The 17,733-nt window shown below is 70.8% G+C and carries 16 protein-coding genes; 13 read left to right on the top strand and 3 right to left on the bottom strand.

Annotated features, from left to right (window positions below):
* Positions 1-32: 32 nt before the first annotated feature.
* Positions 33-1,682, bottom strand: a complete 1,650-nt coding sequence (locus ACWEGE_RS44860; protein ID WP_449666623.1) for a PucR family transcriptional regulator — start codon at positions 1,680-1,682, stop codon at positions 33-35.
* 222 nt (positions 1,683-1,904) lie between these two features.
* On the opposite strand from ACWEGE_RS44860, the gene ACWEGE_RS44855 reads away from it, so the two are divergent.
* Genes ACWEGE_RS44855 through ACWEGE_RS44795 form a run of 13 tightly spaced genes read left to right on the top strand, consistent with a single transcriptional unit; the run spans position 1,905 to position 13,383 of the window.
* Positions 1,905-2,414 (top strand): general stress protein, encoded by a 510-nt coding sequence (locus ACWEGE_RS44855; protein WP_449666622.1) that lies wholly within the window; start codon positions 1,905-1,907, stop codon positions 2,412-2,414.
* Positions 2,414-4,279, top strand: a complete 1,866-nt coding sequence (gene dnaK / locus ACWEGE_RS44850) for a molecular chaperone DnaK (protein ID WP_449666621.1) — start codon at positions 2,414-2,416, stop codon at positions 4,277-4,279. The genes ACWEGE_RS44855 and dnaK overlap by 1 nt, the downstream gene beginning before the upstream one ends.
* A 45-nt stretch (positions 4,280-4,324) precedes the next feature.
* Positions 4,325-4,840 (top strand): nucleotide exchange factor GrpE, encoded by a 516-nt coding sequence (locus ACWEGE_RS44845; protein ID WP_449666620.1) that lies wholly within the window; start codon positions 4,325-4,327, stop codon positions 4,838-4,840.
* A gap of 4 nt (positions 4,841-4,844) precedes the next feature.
* Positions 4,845-5,750: a DnaJ C-terminal domain-containing protein gene (locus ACWEGE_RS44840; protein ID WP_449666619.1), complete on the top strand. Its 906-nt coding sequence runs from the start codon at positions 4,845-4,847 to the stop codon at positions 5,748-5,750.
* Positions 5,750-6,046 carry a chaperone modulator CbpM gene (locus ACWEGE_RS44835; RefSeq protein WP_449666618.1) on the top strand — a complete coding sequence of 99 codons (297 nt, stop codon included), beginning with the start codon at positions 5,750-5,752 and terminating at the stop codon, positions 6,044-6,046. The genes ACWEGE_RS44840 and ACWEGE_RS44835 overlap by 1 nt, the downstream gene beginning before the upstream one ends.
* A complete protein-coding gene (gene clpB / locus ACWEGE_RS44830) occupies positions 6,037-8,664 on the top strand; it encodes an ATP-dependent chaperone ClpB (RefSeq protein ID WP_449666617.1) in 2,628 nt (875 codons plus the stop codon). Before ACWEGE_RS44835 ends, clpB begins: the two co-directional genes overlap by 10 nt.
* Positions 8,661-9,107 (top strand): thioredoxin, encoded by a 447-nt coding sequence (gene trxA, locus ACWEGE_RS44825; protein ID WP_449666616.1) that lies wholly within the window; start codon positions 8,661-8,663, stop codon positions 9,105-9,107. The genes clpB and trxA overlap by 4 nt, the downstream gene beginning before the upstream one ends.
* Positions 9,104-9,367, top strand: coding sequence for a ubiquitin carboxyl-terminal hydrolase 14 (locus tag ACWEGE_RS44820; RefSeq protein ID WP_449666615.1), 264 nt, complete (start codon positions 9,104-9,106; stop codon positions 9,365-9,367). The genes trxA and ACWEGE_RS44820 overlap by 4 nt, the downstream gene beginning before the upstream one ends.
* A complete protein-coding gene (locus tag ACWEGE_RS44815; protein ID WP_449666614.1) occupies positions 9,364-11,040 on the top strand; it encodes an FAD-dependent oxidoreductase in 1,677 nt (558 codons plus the stop codon). The genes ACWEGE_RS44820 and ACWEGE_RS44815 overlap by 4 nt, the downstream gene beginning before the upstream one ends.
* Positions 11,037-11,573 carry an STAS domain-containing protein gene (locus tag ACWEGE_RS44810; RefSeq protein WP_449666613.1) on the top strand — a complete coding sequence of 179 codons (537 nt, stop codon included), beginning with the start codon at positions 11,037-11,039 and terminating at the stop codon, positions 11,571-11,573. The genes ACWEGE_RS44815 and ACWEGE_RS44810 overlap by 4 nt, the downstream gene beginning before the upstream one ends.
* On the top strand, positions 11,570-12,502 hold the full coding sequence (locus tag ACWEGE_RS44805; RefSeq protein WP_449666612.1) for a PrsW family intramembrane metalloprotease: 933 nt from the start codon (positions 11,570-11,572) through the stop codon (positions 12,500-12,502). The genes ACWEGE_RS44810 and ACWEGE_RS44805 overlap by 4 nt, the downstream gene beginning before the upstream one ends.
* Before the next feature lie 22 nt (positions 12,503-12,524).
* Complete coding sequence (locus ACWEGE_RS44800; RefSeq protein ID WP_449666611.1) at positions 12,525-12,944, top strand: low affinity iron permease family protein; 420 nt, start codon at positions 12,525-12,527, stop codon at positions 12,942-12,944.
* 34 nt (positions 12,945-12,978) lie between these two features.
* Positions 12,979-13,383, top strand: coding sequence for an STAS domain-containing protein (locus ACWEGE_RS44795; protein ID WP_449666610.1), 405 nt, complete (start codon positions 12,979-12,981; stop codon positions 13,381-13,383).
* A gap of 89 nt (positions 13,384-13,472) precedes the next feature.
* On the opposite strand, the gene ACWEGE_RS44790 is transcribed toward ACWEGE_RS44795, so the two are convergent.
* Positions 13,473-13,721, bottom strand: a complete 249-nt coding sequence (locus ACWEGE_RS44790; protein WP_449666609.1) for a DUF2283 domain-containing protein — start codon at positions 13,719-13,721, stop codon at positions 13,473-13,475.
* On the bottom strand, positions 13,712-17,733 hold a 4,022-nt coding region (locus tag ACWEGE_RS44785; protein WP_449666608.1), incomplete at its 5' end, for a PA14 domain-containing protein. The genes ACWEGE_RS44785 and ACWEGE_RS44790, both read right to left, overlap by 10 nt.

Genomic DNA, 17,733 nt, shown 5'->3' with positions numbered 1-17,733 from the left:
CGATCACACGAGGCGATCCCGGTCGCGTCCGGTCACGACGTGCCGCGCAGCACCTGCCACACCCGGGTGGCGAGGTGCAGGTTCAGCCTGCTGTCCACGTCGTTGAGGTCGAGCTCCGTGATTTCCCGGATCCGGCCGAGCCGGTAGCGCAGCGTGCTCCGGTGGATCATCAGCGCGGCGGCGGTGTCGCCGTAGCTCCCGCCGCAGTCGAGGTACTGCGCGAGCGTCGCGACCAGCTCGGCGTTGCGCCGGGTGTCGTAGTCGAGCAGCTTCCCGAGCCACTCGCGGACGAACTCGACGACGTCACCGTGGTTCTGCCCGGTGTCGAGGATGCGGTAGATCCCCAGTTGCTCGAACGTCGTGACACCGTTCGGGGTTTGCGAGGCGCGCCGGATCTGGACCGCCCGCACCGCGTCCGCGTACGACTTGGGCAGCTGCCCCGGGGTGTCGCAGCGGCTGCCGATGCCGATTGCCCCTTCGGGACCGAGGCTTTCCGACAGCGAGGCGTACAGCGCCGCACCGTCCGGCCGCCCACCGACCAGCAGCACGACCGAACCCGAGTGGCGCGACACGAGTGACGCGAGCCCGAGCGCCGTCACGGCACGTCCCGTGGCCTCGGTGACCACGTCCTCGGCGAGGTCACCGGACCAGCGCAGCACGACCACGTGGTGCGGGCGGCGCAGGTCGTGGCCGATCGCGTCGGCGCGCGCGTAAGCGCTTCCGTCACCGGTTCCGGCGATGAGGTCGTCGACGAGGTCGCGGCGCAGGCGCAGCTCGGCCTCGGCCAAGCTGCGCTGGTGCGACAGTTCCAGCGCCAGCACGGTCGTGCCGTACTCGAGGGCGAACACCTCGTCGGCGCCGGCGGTCCGCCCCGGGTCGATCAGGGCGAGCACGCCGAGCACCTCGTGCCGCGGCCGCACCAGGGAGATGAGCCGGTCCTTCACGCGGACCGGTTCGGGCCGGGTCGCGGCGTGCCGGAGCAGCTCCTCGCGCCGGTGCACGCCGACCTTCGGGTACGGGTCCGGCCGGCCGGGGCCGCCCCACGCGCGCAGGTTGCCGAACCGATCCTCAATCGCTACAGGCAGTGCGGTCAGCTGGTGCAGTGCGTGCGCGATGCCCGGCTCGCCGGCCCCGGAAGCCGAGATGTCGGACAGCACGTCGTGCACCAGCTTCTGCTGCTTGAGCCGCTCCACCGACGCGGACAGCCGGTCGTTGAGCTCTCGCAACGCCACCGACTGCCGCCGCTCCCGCTTGAGCAGGGCGGAGTTGGCCAGCGCCGCGGCTGTCTGCTGGCACAGCGACCTGATCAGGAAAACTTCGTCACGCGAGGGGGCCTTCTCGGCCCGGACCACGAGGTTGCCCGTCAGGCCGCCGAGCCCGCGCAGTGCGTGGCACCAGCGCCAGTGGCCGTCGCCCAGTTCGATCGCCCCGCTGTGCCCGTCGAGCTTGCCGACTTCCGCGCCGAGGCCGGGATGCGCCTCCGCACCCTCCTGCGGGGTCACCGTGCCGTCGTCATCGACGAGGTACGCTGCATCGGTAGTGCAACCACTCAGCGACGAAACCGAGGTCGCGGCGAGCCGCAGGATGTCCGCCGCTTCACGGCCGTCGAACATCATCATCGAAATCGCGAAAAGACCGTAGAGGCTCGACAGCTCGGCGCGCCACCGGCTGTCCGTTTTCACTTCCTGGCCCCATGGGACCGCATCGCCCTCGGGCGTCATTCCGCCTCCCCGACGCCGACCTGGTGTTCCGCACCCTACGCCGTCGCGATCTGTGCTGCCGGGCCGACAAAGAACCCGGAAATTCGACCTGCCGGGCGCACGCGGGCGGCGGATGCCTTTTGCCACGGTGGAACCACATCGGACCGGCGCCGGACGAACCGACGCGAACACCGGAGGCGAGCCATGACCGCACAGCCCGGCGCCACCGCGCCTTCCCCACGCCACGCGCCCGAACGCGTCCCCATCGCGTCCTACGACGACTATCGCGACGCGGAGCGCGCCGTCGACTTCCTCTCCGACCAAGGGTTTCCGGTACAGCGGACCGCGATCATCGGCCGCGACGTGCAGCTGGTCGAGCAGGTCATCGGCCGGCTCGGTCTCGGCGGCGCCGCCCTGCGCGGCGCCGGCTCCGGAGCGCTGAGCGGGCTCCTGATCGGGTGGCTGTTCGGCCTGTTCAACTGGTTCACCCCGGTCCTCGCCACGCTGACGCTCGCCCTCTACGGGCTGGTCTTCGGCGCGGTCGTCGGGGCGATCTTCGGGCTGGTCGCACACGCGCTGCAGGGCGGCCGCCGGGACTTCGCGTCGGTCCGCGCGATGACGCCCACCCGCTACGAGGTCGTCGCCGACGCCGACGTCGCCGGTGAGGCCCGGGCGCTGCTGGCGCAGCTGCCCGCCGAGTCCGGGGGTGCGTGATGGCCAAGGCGGTCGGGATCGACCTCGGCACCACCAACTCGGTGATCGCCGTCTGGGAAGCGGGTGAGCCGCGGGTCATCCCCAACTCGGAGGGGGCCAGGACCACCCCGTCGGTCGTCGGGTTCACCGAAAGCGGTGAACGGCTGGTCGGGCAACTCGCCCGCCGCCAGGCGATCCTCAACCCGAAGGGCACCATCTACTCGGCGAAGCGGTTCATCGGCCGCAAGTTCGACGAAGTGTCCGACGAGGCCAAGGCGGTCGGGTTCGACGTCGTCGAGGGCGAGGGCGGCGTCGTCCGGTTCGACATCCGCGGCAAGCTCTACTCGCCGGAGGAGATCAGCGCGCAGGTGCTGCGCAAGCTGGCCGACGACGCGGGCAAGCACCTCGGCGAGCGGGTGACCGAGGCCGTGATCACCGTGCCCGCGTACTTCAACGACGCCCAGCGGCAGGCGACCAAGGACGCCGGCAAGATCGCCGGGCTGACCGTCCTGCGGATCATCAACGAGCCGACCGCCGCCGCGCTGGCCTACGGGCTGGACTCGCAGCAGCACGAGACCGTGCTGGTCTTCGACCTCGGCGGCGGCACGTTCGACGTGAGCCTGCTCGACGTCGGCGACGGCGTGGTCGAGGTGCGGGCCACCGCGGGCGACAGCCACCTCGGCGGCGACGACTTCGACCGGCGGCTCGTGGACTTCCTCGCCGACAAGTTCGCCGCGGACAACGGCATCGACCTGCGGCAGGACGCGCAGGCGCTGCAGCGGCTGTTCGAAGCGGCGGAGAAGGCCAAGGTCGAACTGTCGTCGGTCGCCCAGACGAGTGTCAACCTGCCGTTCATCACCGCCGACGCGAGCGGGCCGAAGCACCTGACCGCCACCGTCCGGCGCTCGGAGTTCGAGCAGATCACCGCCGACCTGGTCGAGCGCTGCCTCGGCCCGGTGCGGCAGGCGATGGCCGACGCCAAGATCAGCGCGAACGACATCGACGAGGTCATCCTCGTCGGCGGCTCGACCCGGATCCCCGCCGTGCAGAGCCTGGTCCGCCGGCTCACGAACGGCAAGGACCCGAACATGAGCGTCAACCCGGACGAGGTCGTCGCGCTCGGCGCCGCCGTGCAGGCCGGGGTGCTCAAGGGCGAGGTCAAGGACGTCCTGCTGCTCGACGTCACCCCGCTGTCCCTGGGCGTGGAAACCCGCGGCGGAGTGATGACGAAGATCATCGAGCGGAACACGACGATCCCGGCGCGGCGCACGGAGGTGTTCTCCACCGCCGAGGACAACCAGCCCGCGGTGGACATCGTGGTGCTGCAGGGGGAACGCGAGCGCGCGGCCGACAACCGGGTGCTCGGGCGGTTCCAGCTCAAGGACATCCGGCCGGCCCCGCGCGGCGAGCCGCAGGTCGAGGTGACCTTCGACGTCGACGCGAACGGCATCGTCAACGTCACCGCGCGCGACAAGGACACCGGCGCCGAGCAGGGCATCACGATCACCGAAAGCTCGAACCTCGACAAGTCCGAGATCGAGCGGATGGTCAGCGAGGCCGAGCGCAACCGCGCCGACGACGAACGCCTGCGCGAGGAGGTCGAGGCGCGCAACCTGCTGGACAGCGTCGCCTACCAGGCCGAGAAGGCGATCACCGACCAGACGCCGGCGCACGAGAAGGCGCGCGCGGAGATGCTGATCACCGATGCCCGCGAAGCCGTCCAGTCGAACGCGCCGCTGGACCGGGTGCGCGAGCTGACCTCGGAACTGCAGCAGGTGCTGGCCGGGCTCACCGCGGCGCGGCCGAGCGGGGACGGCGGTCCGCCGCCGCAGCGAGAACCGGCCGAGGACGACGACGTGATCGACGCCGACTTCGATCGGGCGTGAGGAACCATGGCCACCACAGGGAAATCCACGGAGCCTGGGACCTCCGTGGACGCCGCCGGGACGGGCGCCGAGTCCGCGCCCCAGGACGCGCCCGTCCCGGCGGTGGGGCCGGACCGGATGCAGGAGCTCGAGGCGAAGGCGGCCGAATGCGAGGACCGCTGGCGCCGGGCGGCGGCCGACGCCGACAACCTCCGCAAGCGGCACGCGGCGGAGCTGCGCGCCGAGCGCGCGGCCGAACGGGCCCGGGTCGCCGCGGCGTTCCTCCCCGTCCTCGACAACCTGGAACTGGCGCTCGCGCACGCCGAAGGCGACCCCACCGCCGTCGTGCAGGGAGTGCTGGCGATCCGCGACCAGGCCGTGCAGCTGCTGGCCGGCCTGGGGTACGAGCGTGACGCCGAGAGCGGCGTCCCGTTCGACCCGGCCCGGCACGAGGTGGTCGCGGTCGTCGACGAGCCGGGCACCGAGCCGAACACAGTGACCCGGGTGCTCCGGCCGGGCTACGGGACCGGTGGCGGGCAGCTGCGGCCGGCCGCGGTCGCCGTGGCCAAACCACGGGGGTGAGCGCGTGCCACGGGACTTCTACGCCGCACTCGGGGTCGGCCGGGACGCCGGCACCGAGGAGACCCAGCGGGCGTACCGCAAGCTCGCCCGCGAGAACCACCCGGACGTCAACAAGGACCCGAAGGCCGAAGAACGGTTCAAGGAGGTCAGCGAGGCGTACCAGGTGCTGTCCGACCCGGAGCAGCGGCGCAAGTACGACCGGTTCGGCGAAGACTTCCGGCAGGTACCCGACGACTGGGAGCAGCGCGCCGGCGCCGGTGCCGGACCACGCGGCGGCCGGGTCCGCTACAGCACCTCCGGCAGCGGGTTCGAGGGGTTCGAGGGCGTCGACATCGAGGACCTCCTCGGCGGTATCTTCGGCGGCCGCGGCCGCGGCGGCCCGGTCCCGGGCGCGGACCAGGAGGCCGAGCTCGAGCTCACCGTCGAGGAGGCCTATCGCGGCGGGCGGCGGCACCTGAACCTCGGCGGCGACCGCGAATACGACGTGAAGATCCCGCCGGGCGTGCTCGACGGGCAGCGCATCCGGCTGGCCGGACAGGGCGGGCGCGGCTCCGGCAACGCCGCCCCCGGTGACCTCTACCTCGTCGTCCGCATCCGGCCGGACCGCCGGTACCGGCTGGAAGGGCGCGACATCCACGTCGAGCTCCCGGTGACGCCGCCGGAGGCCGCGCTGGGCGCCACGGTCCCGGTCACCACTCCCGGCGGCGAGGTGAAGGTGCGCGTCACGGCCGGGTCGTCCAGCGGGCGGCGGCTGCGGCTGCGCGGGGAAGGCATGCCGAACCCGAAGGGCAAGCCGGGCGACCTCTACGCCGAGGTCCGGATCATGGTGCCGAAGCGCCCGAGCAAGCGTGAACGCGAGCTGTACGAAGAGCTCGCCGCGGTGTCCGACTTCGATCCCAGGAGGACCTGATGGCGCGGTACGTGCTCGTCCGCCCCGCCCGGCTCGACCTCGAGACCGTGGCCGCGCGCACCGGGCTGCACCCCGAGCTGCTCCGCCGGTTCGCGGCCCTCGGCCTGGTGGAGTCGACCCCGGACGCGAACGGCCGCCCGTGCTTCCCACCGTCCACTGTGGCCAGAGTGGCCCGGATCCAGCGGTTGCGCGCCACGCTGTCGCTGAACTACGCCGCGCTCGGGCTGGTGCTCGACCTGCTCGACCGCATCGACGTCCTCGAAGGACAAGTCAGGAGCCGTCGGCGATGGACATGAGCAAGCTGACCCAGAAGTCGCAGGAAGCACTGCAGGAGGCCCAGAGCGTCGCCGGGCGCCTCGGCCACACCGAAACCGACGGCGAGCACCTGCTGCTCGCGCTGCTCGACCAGCCCGAGGGTCTCGTCCCGCGGTTGCTGGCGCAGACCGGCGCGGACGTCGACGCGCTCCGCGTCGCAACCGAAGCGGAGCTCGCCCGCCGGCCGAAGGTGACCGGGCCCGGCGCCACGCCGGGGCAGGTCTACGTCACCCGGCGGCTGGCCGGGCTGCTCGACGCGGCGGAGCGGGAAGCCCGGCGGCTGAAAGACGAGTACGTCTCCGTAGAGCACCTGGTCCTGGCGCTGGCCGAGGAGGGAACGGCGTCCGCGGCCGGGCGGATCCTGCGCGACCACGGCGTCACCCGCGACTCGTTCCTGACCGCGCTGACCAAGGTCCGCGGCAACCAGCGCGTCACGTCGGCGACGCCCGAGGGTGCCTACGAGGCGCTGGAGAAGTACGGCCGCGACCTGGTCGCCGACGGACGCGCCGGCAAGCTCGACCCGGTGATCGGACGGGACACCGAGATCCGCCGCGTCGTCCAGATCCTCTCGCGCAAGACGAAGAACAACCCCGTGCTCGTCGGCGATCCCGGCGTCGGCAAGACCGCGATCGTGGAAGGGCTGGCCCAGCGGATCGTGCGCGGCGACGTGCCGGAAGGCCTGCGGGACCGGACGATCTTCTCGCTCGACATGAGCGCGCTGGTGGCCGGCGCCAAGTACCGCGGTGAGTTCGAAGAACGGCTGAAGGCGGTGCTCGGCGAGGTCAAGGCCGCCGAAGGCCGGATCATCCTGTTCGTCGACGAGCTGCACACGATCGTCGGCGCGGGTGCCACCGAGGGTGCGATGGACGCGGGCAACATGCTCAAGCCGATGCTGGCGCGCGGTGAGCTGCACATGATCGGCGCGACCACCCTCGACGAGTACCGCAAGCACATCGAGAAGGACGCCGCGCTGGAACGGCGGTTCCAGCCGGTCGTCGTGCCCGAACCGGCCGTCGAGGACACCATCTCCATCCTGCGGGGGTTGCGCGAGCGGCTCGAAGTGTTCCACGGCGTCAAGATCCAGGACGGTGCGCTCGTCGCCGCGGCCGTGCTGTCGCACCGCTACATCAGCGACCGGTTCCTGCCGGACAAGGCGATCGACCTCGTCGACGAGGCGTGTGCCCGGCTGCGCACGGAAATCGACTCGATGCCCGCCGAGCTCGACGAGCTGACCCGCCGGCTGACGCGGCTGGAGATCGAGGAAGCCGCGCTGTCCAAGGAAACCGACAAGGCGAGCAAGGCGCGGCTGGAAGAGCTGCGCCGGGAGCTGGCGGACCTGCGGGCCGAAACCGACGCCAAGAAGGCGCAGTGGGACGCCGAACGCCAGGCGATCCGGCGCGTGCAGGAGCTGCGGTCCGAACTGGAACGGGTCCGCCACGAAGCCGAAGAGGCGGAACGGAACTACGACCTCAACCGCGCCGCCGAGCTGCGCTACGGCGAGATCCGCGAGCTGGAACGCCAGCTCGAAGCCGAAGAGGAACGGCTGGCGAGCAAGCAGGGCGAGAAGCGGCTGCTGCGCGAGGTCGTCACCGAGGACGAGATCGCCGAGATCGTCTCGCAGTGGACCGGCATCCCGGTGTCGCGGCTGCAGGAGGGCGAACGCGAGAAGCTGCTGCGCCTCGACGAGATCCTGCACGAACGGGTCGTCGGCCAGGACGAGGCCGTCCGGCTGGTCGCCGACGCGATCATCCGCGCCCGGTCCGGGATCCGCGACCCGCGCAAGCCGATCGGGTCGTTCCTCTTCCTCGGCCCGACCGGGGTCGGGAAGACGGAGCTGGCGAAAACCCTCGCCGCGGCGCTGTTCGACAGTGAGGACAACATGGTCCGGCTCGACATGAGCGAGTACCAGGAACGGCACACGGTCTCCCGGCTGCTCGGCGCGCCGCCGGGGTACGTCGGCTACGACGAGGGCGGGCAGCTCACCGAAGCCGTGCGGCGCAGGCCGTACTCGGTGGTGCTGTTCGACGAGATCGAAAAGGCGCACCCGGACGTGTTCAACACGCTGCTGCAGGTGCTCGACGACGGCCGGATCACCGACGCGCAGGGCAGGCTGGTCGACTTCCGCAACACCGTGATCATCATGACGTCCAACATCGGCTCGCAGCACCTGCTCGACGGCGTCACCTCGTCCGGCGAGATCAAGGCGGAAGCCCGGGAGGCGGTGCTGGCGGAGCTGCGCCACCACTTCCGGCCCGAGTTCCTCAACCGCCTCGACGACATCGTCCTGTTCACCCCGCTGGGGCTCCCGGAGATCGAGCGGATCGTGGAACTGCAGTTCGACCAGCTGCGCCGCCGGCTGGCCGAGCAGGGCACCACGATAGAGCTGACCGAAAACGCACGGCGGTTCATCGCCGAGCGCGGGTTCGATCCCGTGTACGGCGCCCGCCCGTTGCGCCGCTACATCTCCCACGAGGTCGAGACCCGGATCGGGCGCGCGCTGCTGCGCGGCGAGCTCACCGAGGGGCTGGTGATCGTGGTCGACGCGGTCGGCGGTGACCTGACCGTCGAGTTCCAGGGCCCCCGAGAGGAGGCGGCATGAAGACCGTCACGGTCACCTGCGAACACTGCGGGAAGACCAACCGGATTCCCGCCGCCGCGGACGGATCGCCGAAGTGCGGCCACTGCCACCGGCCGCTGCCGTGGGTGGTCGACGCGGGCGACGACGACTTCGCGGAGATCGCCGAGCAGCCGGGCCTCCCGGTGCTCGTCGACCTCTGGGCCACCTGGTGCGGCCCCTGCCGGTCGGTGAGCCCCACGCTGGACCGGCTCGCCCGCGCGCGGGCCGGGAAGGTGAAGCTCGTCAAGGTCGACGTCGACCGCGCGCCGGGCGTGGCGCGCCGGTTCGACGTCATGGCGGTGCCGACCCTGCTGGTGCTTCGCGGCGGCGAGGTCGTCCGGCGGCAGGCGGGCGCGGCGCCGGAAAACGTGCTGCGCGACTGGCTCGACCAAGCGTTGAACTCTCCGGAGGAGGCGAAGAAATGACCACCGTCATCGACCCGCACCTTTCTCTCGTCCGGGACGTGGTGCCCCGGACCCCCCAAGGCTGCCAGGAGTGTCTGTCCACCGGGACCTCGTGGGTGCACTTGCGGCTGTGCCTGACCTGCGGGCACGTCGGCTGCTGCGACTCCTCGCCGATGAAGCACGCGAGCATGCACGCCCACGCCATCGGCCACCCCATCGTGCGCTCGTTCGAGCCCGGGGAGAACTGGCGCTGGTGCTACGTGCACGAGGCGTTCGTATGACGCTCGCGGCACAGGACCTCGTCGAGACCCCGGATCCGCACGGCGCGTTCCCCCGGCTGACCCGCGAGCAGATCGAGAAGCTCTCGGCCGCGGGCGAGCGGCGGCCGGTGCAGCCGGGGGACGTGCTCTACGCGCAAGGGGACCGGGACACGGACTTCTACGTCGTCCTGAGCGGCAAGGTCGCCATCCAGCACCGCGAAGGGGACGACACCAGAACCGTGCGGGTGCACGGGCCGGGGCGGTTCCTCGGCGAGCTGGGCCTGCTCGAAGGGCAGCCGTCGTTCTTCACCGCCGTCGCCGCGGAACCCGGCGAGGTGCTCGCCATCGGAGTCGGCAAGCTGAGGCAGCTGGTCCTGTCCGACCCGGTCCTGGGCGACCTGATCCTGCACGCCTACTTCGCCCGCCGCGCGGTCATCATCGGCTCCGGCGACGGGCTGCGGATCGTCGGCTCGTGCTACTCGCCGGACACCCGGCGGCTGCTGGAGTTCGTGGCCCGCAACCGCCTCCCGTACCGGCTGGACGACCTCGACAAGGACCGCGGGGCCGAGGAGCTGTTGCGCCGGCTCGGCGTCACCGTCGACGAGACCCCGGTGGTGGTGCTGCCCGGCGCCGGGGTGCTGCGCAACCCCGGCAACACCGAACTGGCGTCCGCGATGGGGCTGCGGCACGAGGAGCTCCCGGTCGGTGTGCGCGACCTGCTCGTGGTCGGCGCCGGACCCGGCGGGCTCGCGGCCGTCGTCTACGCGGCCTCCGAAGGACTGGCGACGTCGGCGTTCGACGCCGTCGCCGCGGGCGGGCAGGCGGGCACGACGTCCCGGATCGAGAACTACCTCGGCTTCCCGTCCGGGATTTCGGGCGCGGAACTGGCCGAGCGGTCGGTGATCCAGGCGGACAAGTTCGGCGTCCGGGTCGTGGTGCCGGGTGAGGCCCGCTCGCTCACCCCGCAGGGCGGGCTGTACGCGGTGGGCTTCGACGACGGCACCGAGATCGTCACCCGGACGGTGATCATCGCGACCGGCGCCCGGTACCGGCGGCTGCCCCTCCCCCGGCTGGAACACCTGGAGGGCACGTGCCTCTACTACGCCGCGACCCCGCAGGAGGCCCGGCAGTGCCAGGCCGACCCGGTCGCGGTGGTGGGCGGCGGGAACTCCGCGGGGCAGGCCGCGGTGTTCCTGGCGCAGACCTCGCCCGTGGTGCACCTGCTGGTGCGCGGCGGCGATCTCGGCGCGGACATGTCGCGTTACCTGGTCGACCAGGTCGAGCGCCACCCGCGGATCCAGGTCCACCTGCACACGGAAGTCCGCGACGTCGTCGAGGACGGCAAGACGATGTCGGCGGTCGAGGCCGAGGACAACCGCACCGGCGAGCGGCACCGGCTCGCCGCCCGCGCGTTGTTCGTCTTCATCGGGGCCGCACCCCACACGCGCTGGCTGTCCGGCCACATCGCCCTCGACGAGGACGGGTTCGTGCTCACCGGCGCGGACGCCGGCGCCGGGACCTCGGGCACGCCGTTGCCGCTCGAGACGAGCAGCCCCGGCGTGTTCGCCGTCGGCGACGTCCGGCACGGCTCGGTCAAGCGCGTGGCTTCGGCGGCGGGCGAAGGTGCCATGGCCGTCCGGCTGGTGCACGAGCGCCTCGCACAAGAACTCGCACAACCGGGAGGACTCCCATGACCACCAGGCTTTCCCGACCACCCCTGGCCCTCGCCGAACTGGACCGGCTGATCAGCCGCGCGGCACCCCCGCACGAATTCACCATCAGCTCCACCCTGCACCCCGGGCGCTACTCCGTCGTCACGGTGGCCGGACGGGCGGACGCGGCGGCGTCGCGGACCCTCGCGGGGTACCTGGCCGGGCTGATCCACGCGGGCTCCCGGAGCGTCGTCGTCGACCTGTCCCAGGTGGAGCGGCCCGGCGACGACCTGCTCGGCCTGCTGCGCCGCTTCGGCGACCGGCTGGCGGCGGCCGGCGGCGAGCTGGAGCTGATCGGGCTGACCCCACCGGTGCTGTACGAGCTGGACGACGAGCCGCTCGCCGAGGTTTTCGCGCTGTACCGCGTCGATTCCGAAGTCGGCCCGCGGTGGGCGGCGCTGCGCTGCCCGCAGGGGTTCGACGGCGTCGCCGAACCCGGCTCCCCCGCGCGGTTCCGCGCGTTCGTGGACACCGCGGCCACCGGGCGCGGCGAGCGGTTCGGGAGGCGCCGATGACCACCGTGAGCCGCCGTCCCCACCGGCGGGCGTGGCTGCAGATCTTCGCGCTCGGCCTGCTGCTGTGGGTGCTGTCGGTCGTCGTGACGTACGCGACCGGCAACCCCAACCTGCTGCCGACGCTCGTGCTGCTCGGCAGCTTCCTGGTGCCGGTGACGTTCGTGGCGTGGGCGTTCGAGCGCCGCGACTCCGGGGAGATCACCGCCGAACTGGTGTTCCGGACCTTCTTCGTCGGCGGGGTGCTCGGCGTTCTCGGCGCGTCGGTGCTGGAGACCTACCTGCTGTACCCGTCGACGTGGCTCTATGTCGGGGTCGGGCTCATCGAGGAGGCGGTCAAGCTGGTCGCGCTCGCCCTGCTGACCCGCGGGCTGGCCGTGAAGTCCATGCGGGACGGGATCATCCTCGGTGCGACGGTCGGCTTCGGCTTCTCCGCCTTCGAATCCGCGGGCTACGCGCTCACGTCGTTGTTCACCACCCGGGGCCTGTCGCTGGACGACCTGGTCACGACCGAGCTGCTGCGCGGGCTGCTCGCGCCGGTCGGGCACGGGCTGTGGACCGCCATCCTCGGCGGGCTGCTGTTCGCGTGGAGCACGCGCGAACACTTCGTGCTGAGCCTGCGCCTGGCGCTGGCGTTCCTCGGCGTCGCGTTGCTGCACGCACTGTGGGACTCGATGTCGGCCATCGCGCTGGTGATCACCTTGGTGCTGACCGGGCAGGTGGCGCAGTTCGACCCGCGCGGCCTCGTCGTCCCGCCCGCGGACGCGACGACGGTGTACACCGTGACGACCTGGGCGGGCATGGGCGTGATCGCGCTGATCGGGGTGCTGTGGCTGCTGGTCCTGCTCCGGCGGTCGCGGCGGGAACACCGGGAGCCGCACTGGACGTACCGGATCCCGGCCGCGCGCACGCCGGCGACCGGACGTTACTGACCTGCCGAGGGAGTTCCCCGACATGACCACCACTTCCCGCTCGTCCCGGTCGGCCACCATGCCCTCGGACGTGGATGCGCATCTCGGACCGTTCGACCGGTTCGCCAGCACCATCAGCAAGTTCACCTCGCGGGCGTGGTTCTTCGTCCTTTGTGTCCTGCTGGTCGTCCTGTGGGCACCCTCGTTCCTGATCCTGCCCAGCATCGACTCCTGGCAGCTGGTCATCAACACCGCGACCACGGTCGTGACGTTCCTGCTCGTCGCGTTGCTGCAGAACACCCAGAAACGCTCCGACGACGCCACCCAGCACAAGCTCAACGCCATCGCCTCGGGCCTGTGCGACCTGATGGCCCACCTCTCCGACGACCACCCGCAGCTGCACCGCGACTGCGCCCAGCTGCGCAAAGCCGTGGGGCTCGAAAACCACGAAAGCGCAGCCTGAACCGCACCCTCCGACGACCGCAAGGAGCTTGGTCATGCAGGATTGCTTCCACGAATTCGTGAGCCGGCTCAGCAGGGACGACGAGCCAGGCGAACTTGCGCTGTCCATCACCCGCGACGCCGGCGTGGTCCTGGCAACGGTGTCCGGCGAAATCGACCTGGCCACGGCACGCGCCTTCACCCAGCACCTCGAATCAACCCTCGCGGGGCCGCCGGACGCGGTGATCGTCGATCTCGACAGCGTCACCTTCCTCGCCTCCTCCGGGCTCGCGGCACTCCAGATCTTCACCCAGGCAGCGAACTCCGCGGGGGTGGCGTTTTGCCTCGTCAGCACCCAGCGCGCGATGCTCCGGCACCTGCAGCTGACCGCCTTGGACCGCGTAATGACGATCAGGCCCACCGTCACCGACGCCCGCGCCTGGCTCAGGCCGCTCGGCTGACGTCGAAGTGTGGCCCCATTCCCGGCCGCGGCGCCCACCACCCACCCCAAGGGCGCCGCGACCGTTCCTCACCAGCAACAGTTCGAATGCTATTCCTCGTTTTTCCCGAGAAGAGACAAGGGAACACCGTGCGAGGCACCCAGTATCTCGATGCCGACCAGAATCCCCCCTGCGTCGTAGTCGAGAATCACTTCACTATCCCCAGGAACCCCCTCGACCGTCACCTGCCTGACCGATTCGCCGGCGGCGATATGCTCCTTGAGGCGAATGTAGAGCGCATCCACTTCCGCATCGTAAGTACTTTGAATGGGCAACGCGACTCTATTCTCTAGTTCCATCCCACGGACACAACCCGGCCCGTCCTGCGATCGGTGACGGCCCAGATGCGTCGACCACGGTGCTTGTAGGTGTTGTCCCTTGCCTTCGTGCGCCTTCCGCTCTTGATGGCATTTTCCACCATGTCTTCGGAGATTCCTCGTTCTCGCATCCTCTGACGCGCGTGGCCACTGTACTCGCGGTGCCACACCCGGATCGGAATGTGCGGAGTGACGCGCGGTATACGAGCGGCCAGTCGCCTGAGCTCGGCTGCCTCGTCCTCGAACGTGCCCCCGCGCGCGGCCGGGCTGTTTCCGGCACCGCCACCGAAGTGGGGGGTGGGGATGCTGATGCGCGGGGGGTGCATCGCGATCCACAGGGCCCCGGCACCCGCGACGATCGCGGCGCCCAACTCGAAGACGCCGATTCCTTCCGCGATGCAGGCGTCCCAGAAGCATGCGCCGTTGAGGTCGGACTGGTTGATGGGGTCCTGAGGATAGATGTAGTCGTTGGCGTTGCCGCCTTCGACCGGGTCGACGGCCAGGAACCGGCCGAGGGAGGGACTGTAGGGGCGGGCGCCCATTTCGACCAGGGACAGGGCTCCGGCGTGCTCGTACGGGCGTTGGTGCTGGCCGAGCCAGCCGTAGTCGAGTTTGCCGGGCTGGTTGGCCGGGACGGCGTTGGTGTCCGGGGCCCCGTCGGTGCGCAGGGGCTGGCCGAACGGGTCGTAGGCGAACACCTGGCCGACCTGGTTACCGGTGCTGTCGGTGGTCAGCACGATGTCGCCGCGGACCGTGGGATGGTCGTACTCGGCAGTGGCAGTGCCGCCGGCGTAGGTCAACGTCAGCAGCACGCCTCCGGGCAAGGACAGGCTGCGGGTGAGCAGCCGCTTGTCCGCGCCGTAGGTGACCGCCGCGGAGTCGCCGCCTCCGGTGTAGCCGTAGAGCACGGCGGTTTGCTGATCGCCTGCGGTGGCGTCCCGGCGCACCAGCCGGTTGGTGGCGTCGCGGGTGTAGCCGATCGTCGCCACCTGAGCCGGGTCCGAGCTGGTGCCGGCGGCGGTCAGGTGCCGGTCGGCGGAGTCGAAGCCGAGGTAGGTGGTGGTGGCGCCCTGGCTCGACTGGGTCATGTTGCCGTGGCTGTCGTAGTTGACGCCGGTGATCGGCGCCGCTCCGGTGGTGGCCAGCAGCCGGTCGGCGCTGTCGTAGCAGTAGCCGGTGGTCGTGGTGGTGGTGCCGACGGTGTCGGTCATCTTCACCCGGTTGCTGTTCGCGCCGGCGGCAGCGACCGCCCCGGCCGGACAGGACGCGGCACCGCTTGAGGTGAAGTCGTAGGTGAAGTGGTGTCCGCGGACCCAGGCGTCGGTGAGCCGGCCGACGGCGTCGTAGGAGTAGTCCGGGCCCGATGGGTTGCCGACATCGCCGGGCAGGGTTTCGTCGAAGATCGTACCGGCGCGGGTGCGGCTCACCGAGACCGTGGTCGTGGCCGCACCGGATGTCTTCCAGGTCAGGCCGGTCAGCCGGCCGGCGGTGTCGCGGTCGACGTTCGCCAGGGAAGACCCGTTGCCGTAGGTCACGCCGGCGAGTTCGCCGCTGGTGTTGTAGTTCGCGGTCGCGAACGTCGTGCCGCCGAGCTTGGTGGAAAGGAGCCGGCCGGCGTCGTCGTAGGCGTCGATCGTGGTCTGCGCCGGGTCGGCGCTGTTGGCCGGGGTCAGCACCTGCTGGGTGGGTCGCCCGGCTTGATCGTAGGTGGTGGCGGTGGTGGTGCCGTGGACGTCCGTGTAGGACACGACCCGGCCGAGCAGGTCGGTCTTCGAGGTCACGGTCCCGACGTAGTCGGTGATCGAGGTGGTCAGCGGATCGCCGCCGACGGCGTAGTTGTAGGTCACCGTACGAGCACCGGCGGTGGGGTTGGCGGGGTAGGTGATCTGGGCCGGCCGGTCGCGGACGTCGTAGCCGGTGCAGATCCAGTCGCCCGAAGTCGCCTTCGCGACCACGCGTCCGGAGGCGTCGTAAACCAGCTCGTCGGTGCGCGCACCACCGGTGGCCGGAGTGGGAGAGGTGGTCAGTTTCGCCATGCCGCCCTGGTTGACCAGCGGACTGCCGGACACGCAGGGATTGGCGCGGGCTTCGGTGTCGCCGTAGTAGACGTAGCTGTACTGGGCACCGGTGGGCATGGTCTTGCTGGTGCGGCGCAGATAACCGGTTCCGGGGGCCTCGTACCCGGCCCGGCCGGTCAGGTTCAGGCCTTGCGCGTTGGCCGAGGTACTGGTCGTCCGCCCGTAGATGGGATCGAGGCCGCTCTCCCCGTACTTGACCGCGGAGGTCTTGTCGGGAACCCCGTTCGACTCCGACGTCGTGGTGGAGGTGGTCATCCCGTACCGCGGGCGCAGCTGGGTGCCGGGGACGAGCTCCTGGACGCCGGAGGGCGTGGTCCAGTTGAGGTCCAGTTTGGCGTACCCGCCGTTGTCGTAGTAGTCGATGCGGATCTTCTTGACCTGGCCCGGGGTGTCGCTGTGGACGGTGGCCTGGCGCTCGGTGGCGTTGCTGACCTGCCAGTAGTCCATGACGAGCTGGTCGTCGATCCACATGCGGATGCCGTCGTCGACGTTGGCCCGCAAGGTGTAGTCCCCGGCGGCCGGGAAGACGATCTCACCGGCCAGGCGTAGGGAAAAGCCGTCGCTGGAGAGGCCGGGAGTGACGTCGTTGCTGTACTCCCACGCGCTCTTGAGCGTGCCGTCCGCGGTACCGATGCCGGTCGTGTACACCTTCGGCGTGCCGGTCAGGGTCAAGTTGTCGTAGTAGGCGGCGCCGAGGCCGTTGATGCCTTCGTCGTAGCCGGTGTGGGTGTGCGCGACCGTCCCCGCGCAGACGGCGGTCGGTGTCTGGCCGGTGAAACACGCGGCGGGCGCCGGCCCGTAGGTGTCGGTCGGGCGGTCGGCGTAGTCGTAGACCGTGGTCGACACCCGTCCTGCGGCGTCGGTCGAGGTCAGTTGCTGGTCCTTGGCGTTCCAGGTGGTGCCGGTGATCCGCCCGGTCGCATCCGTGGTGGAGAGGGCGCGGTCGGCGTCGTCGTAGGTGACCTTGGAGAAGAACCCGGTGGCCGGGGCGAGGCCGGCGACGTCGACGAACGTCTGGCGGTTGGCCGGGTCGTAGCGGTAGGTGCGGCCCGGGCGTGGCTGGCCGACGGCGGGGGCGGGGAGGCCGACGTTGGTCACCTTCGGCTTGGCGCCGGTGTCATAGGTGAGGACGGTGGTGGCCTGGTAGCCCTGGTCGGTGGAGCGGGTGGCCGGGTCCGCGGCGATCCAGTCGTTGGCCAGGCTGCCTCGCTGGCCGTTGAGCAGACCGGCGCTGGTGTAGCCGTAGTCGGTGATCTCCGAACCGGGGTCCTCGATCCGGCCGAGCAGACTGCCCCCGACGTACCACAGGCGGGTTTCGGTCCCGTCCCAGTAGGTGATGCGGCACAGCATCTGCGACGGCGGCAGCGCCACCGACCCCGCCGGCGGGGTGACACCGCCGTAGCAGTCGTCACCGGGACGGTTGTAGTGCAGCACGTGCGAGCGGCCGGAGACCGGGTCCTTGATCTCCCGCAGCCGCGACGGCGTGCCGTCGTAGAGGTACTGCAACGTCGCCGGCTTGCGGCCGTCCAGCACGCTGGTCTGGGTCTCGAGCTTGCCGTCGGCGCGGAAGACGTAGATCGCGCCGCCCTCGTTGAGGGTGACCTTGCCGGCGGTGTCGAGGGCGATCGTGCCGTCCTCGTTGTCCGGGGCGGTGTAGCCGCCGGCGCTCTTCTTGGTCCAGGTGTGCTTGGCACCGGTCGCGTCGGTGAGCACGATGTTCTGGTCGGTGACCTTGGCTTCGGTGTAGCTCGAGCCGTCACCGTCCAGGTCCGCCGAGAGCGTCCAGCCCTGCGGCAGCACCGGCAGGTCCGAGGTGAACAGCCAGTCGGCGGGGACGATCTGCGGGGCGACGGTGGTGTTGTCGGCGGTGCGGACGAACAACCGCATCTTCGCCGCGCCCATCGCCTCGGCGTTCT

The sequence above is a fragment of the Amycolatopsis sp. NPDC004747 genome, from assembly GCF_053601335.1.
This window is presented reverse-complemented; position numbering and strand designations above follow the sequence as displayed.

Excerpts from the sequence above, each read along its gene's own strand:
- ACWEGE_RS44855 (WP_449666622.1), top strand. The coding sequence starts at position 1,905 with ATGACCGCACAGCCCGGCGCCACCGCGCCTTCCCCACGCCACGCGCCC.
- dnaK (WP_449666621.1), top strand. The coding sequence starts at position 2,414 with ATGGCCAAGGCGGTCGGGATCGACCTCGGCACCACCAACTCGGTGATC.
- ACWEGE_RS44835 (WP_449666618.1), top strand. The coding sequence starts at position 5,750 with ATGGCGCGGTACGTGCTCGTCCGCCCCGCCCGGCTCGACCTCGAGACC.
- clpB (WP_449666617.1), top strand. The coding sequence starts at position 6,037 with ATGGACATGAGCAAGCTGACCCAGAAGTCGCAGGAAGCACTGCAGGAG.
- trxA (WP_449666616.1), top strand. The coding sequence starts at position 8,661 with ATGAAGACCGTCACGGTCACCTGCGAACACTGCGGGAAGACCAACCGG.
- ACWEGE_RS44820 (WP_449666615.1), top strand. The coding sequence starts at position 9,104 with ATGACCACCGTCATCGACCCGCACCTTTCTCTCGTCCGGGACGTGGTG.
- ACWEGE_RS44815 (WP_449666614.1), top strand. The coding sequence starts at position 9,364 with ATGACGCTCGCGGCACAGGACCTCGTCGAGACCCCGGATCCGCACGGC.
- ACWEGE_RS44810 (WP_449666613.1), top strand. The coding sequence starts at position 11,037 with ATGACCACCAGGCTTTCCCGACCACCCCTGGCCCTCGCCGAACTGGAC.
- ACWEGE_RS44805 (WP_449666612.1), top strand. The coding sequence starts at position 11,570 with ATGACCACCGTGAGCCGCCGTCCCCACCGGCGGGCGTGGCTGCAGATC.
- ACWEGE_RS44800 (WP_449666611.1), top strand. The coding sequence starts at position 12,525 with ATGACCACCACTTCCCGCTCGTCCCGGTCGGCCACCATGCCCTCGGAC.
- ACWEGE_RS44795 (WP_449666610.1), top strand. The coding sequence starts at position 12,979 with ATGCAGGATTGCTTCCACGAATTCGTGAGCCGGCTCAGCAGGGACGAC.
- ACWEGE_RS44790 (WP_449666609.1), bottom strand. The coding sequence starts at position 13,721 with ATGGAACTAGAGAATAGAGTCGCGTTGCCCATTCAAAGTACTTACGAT.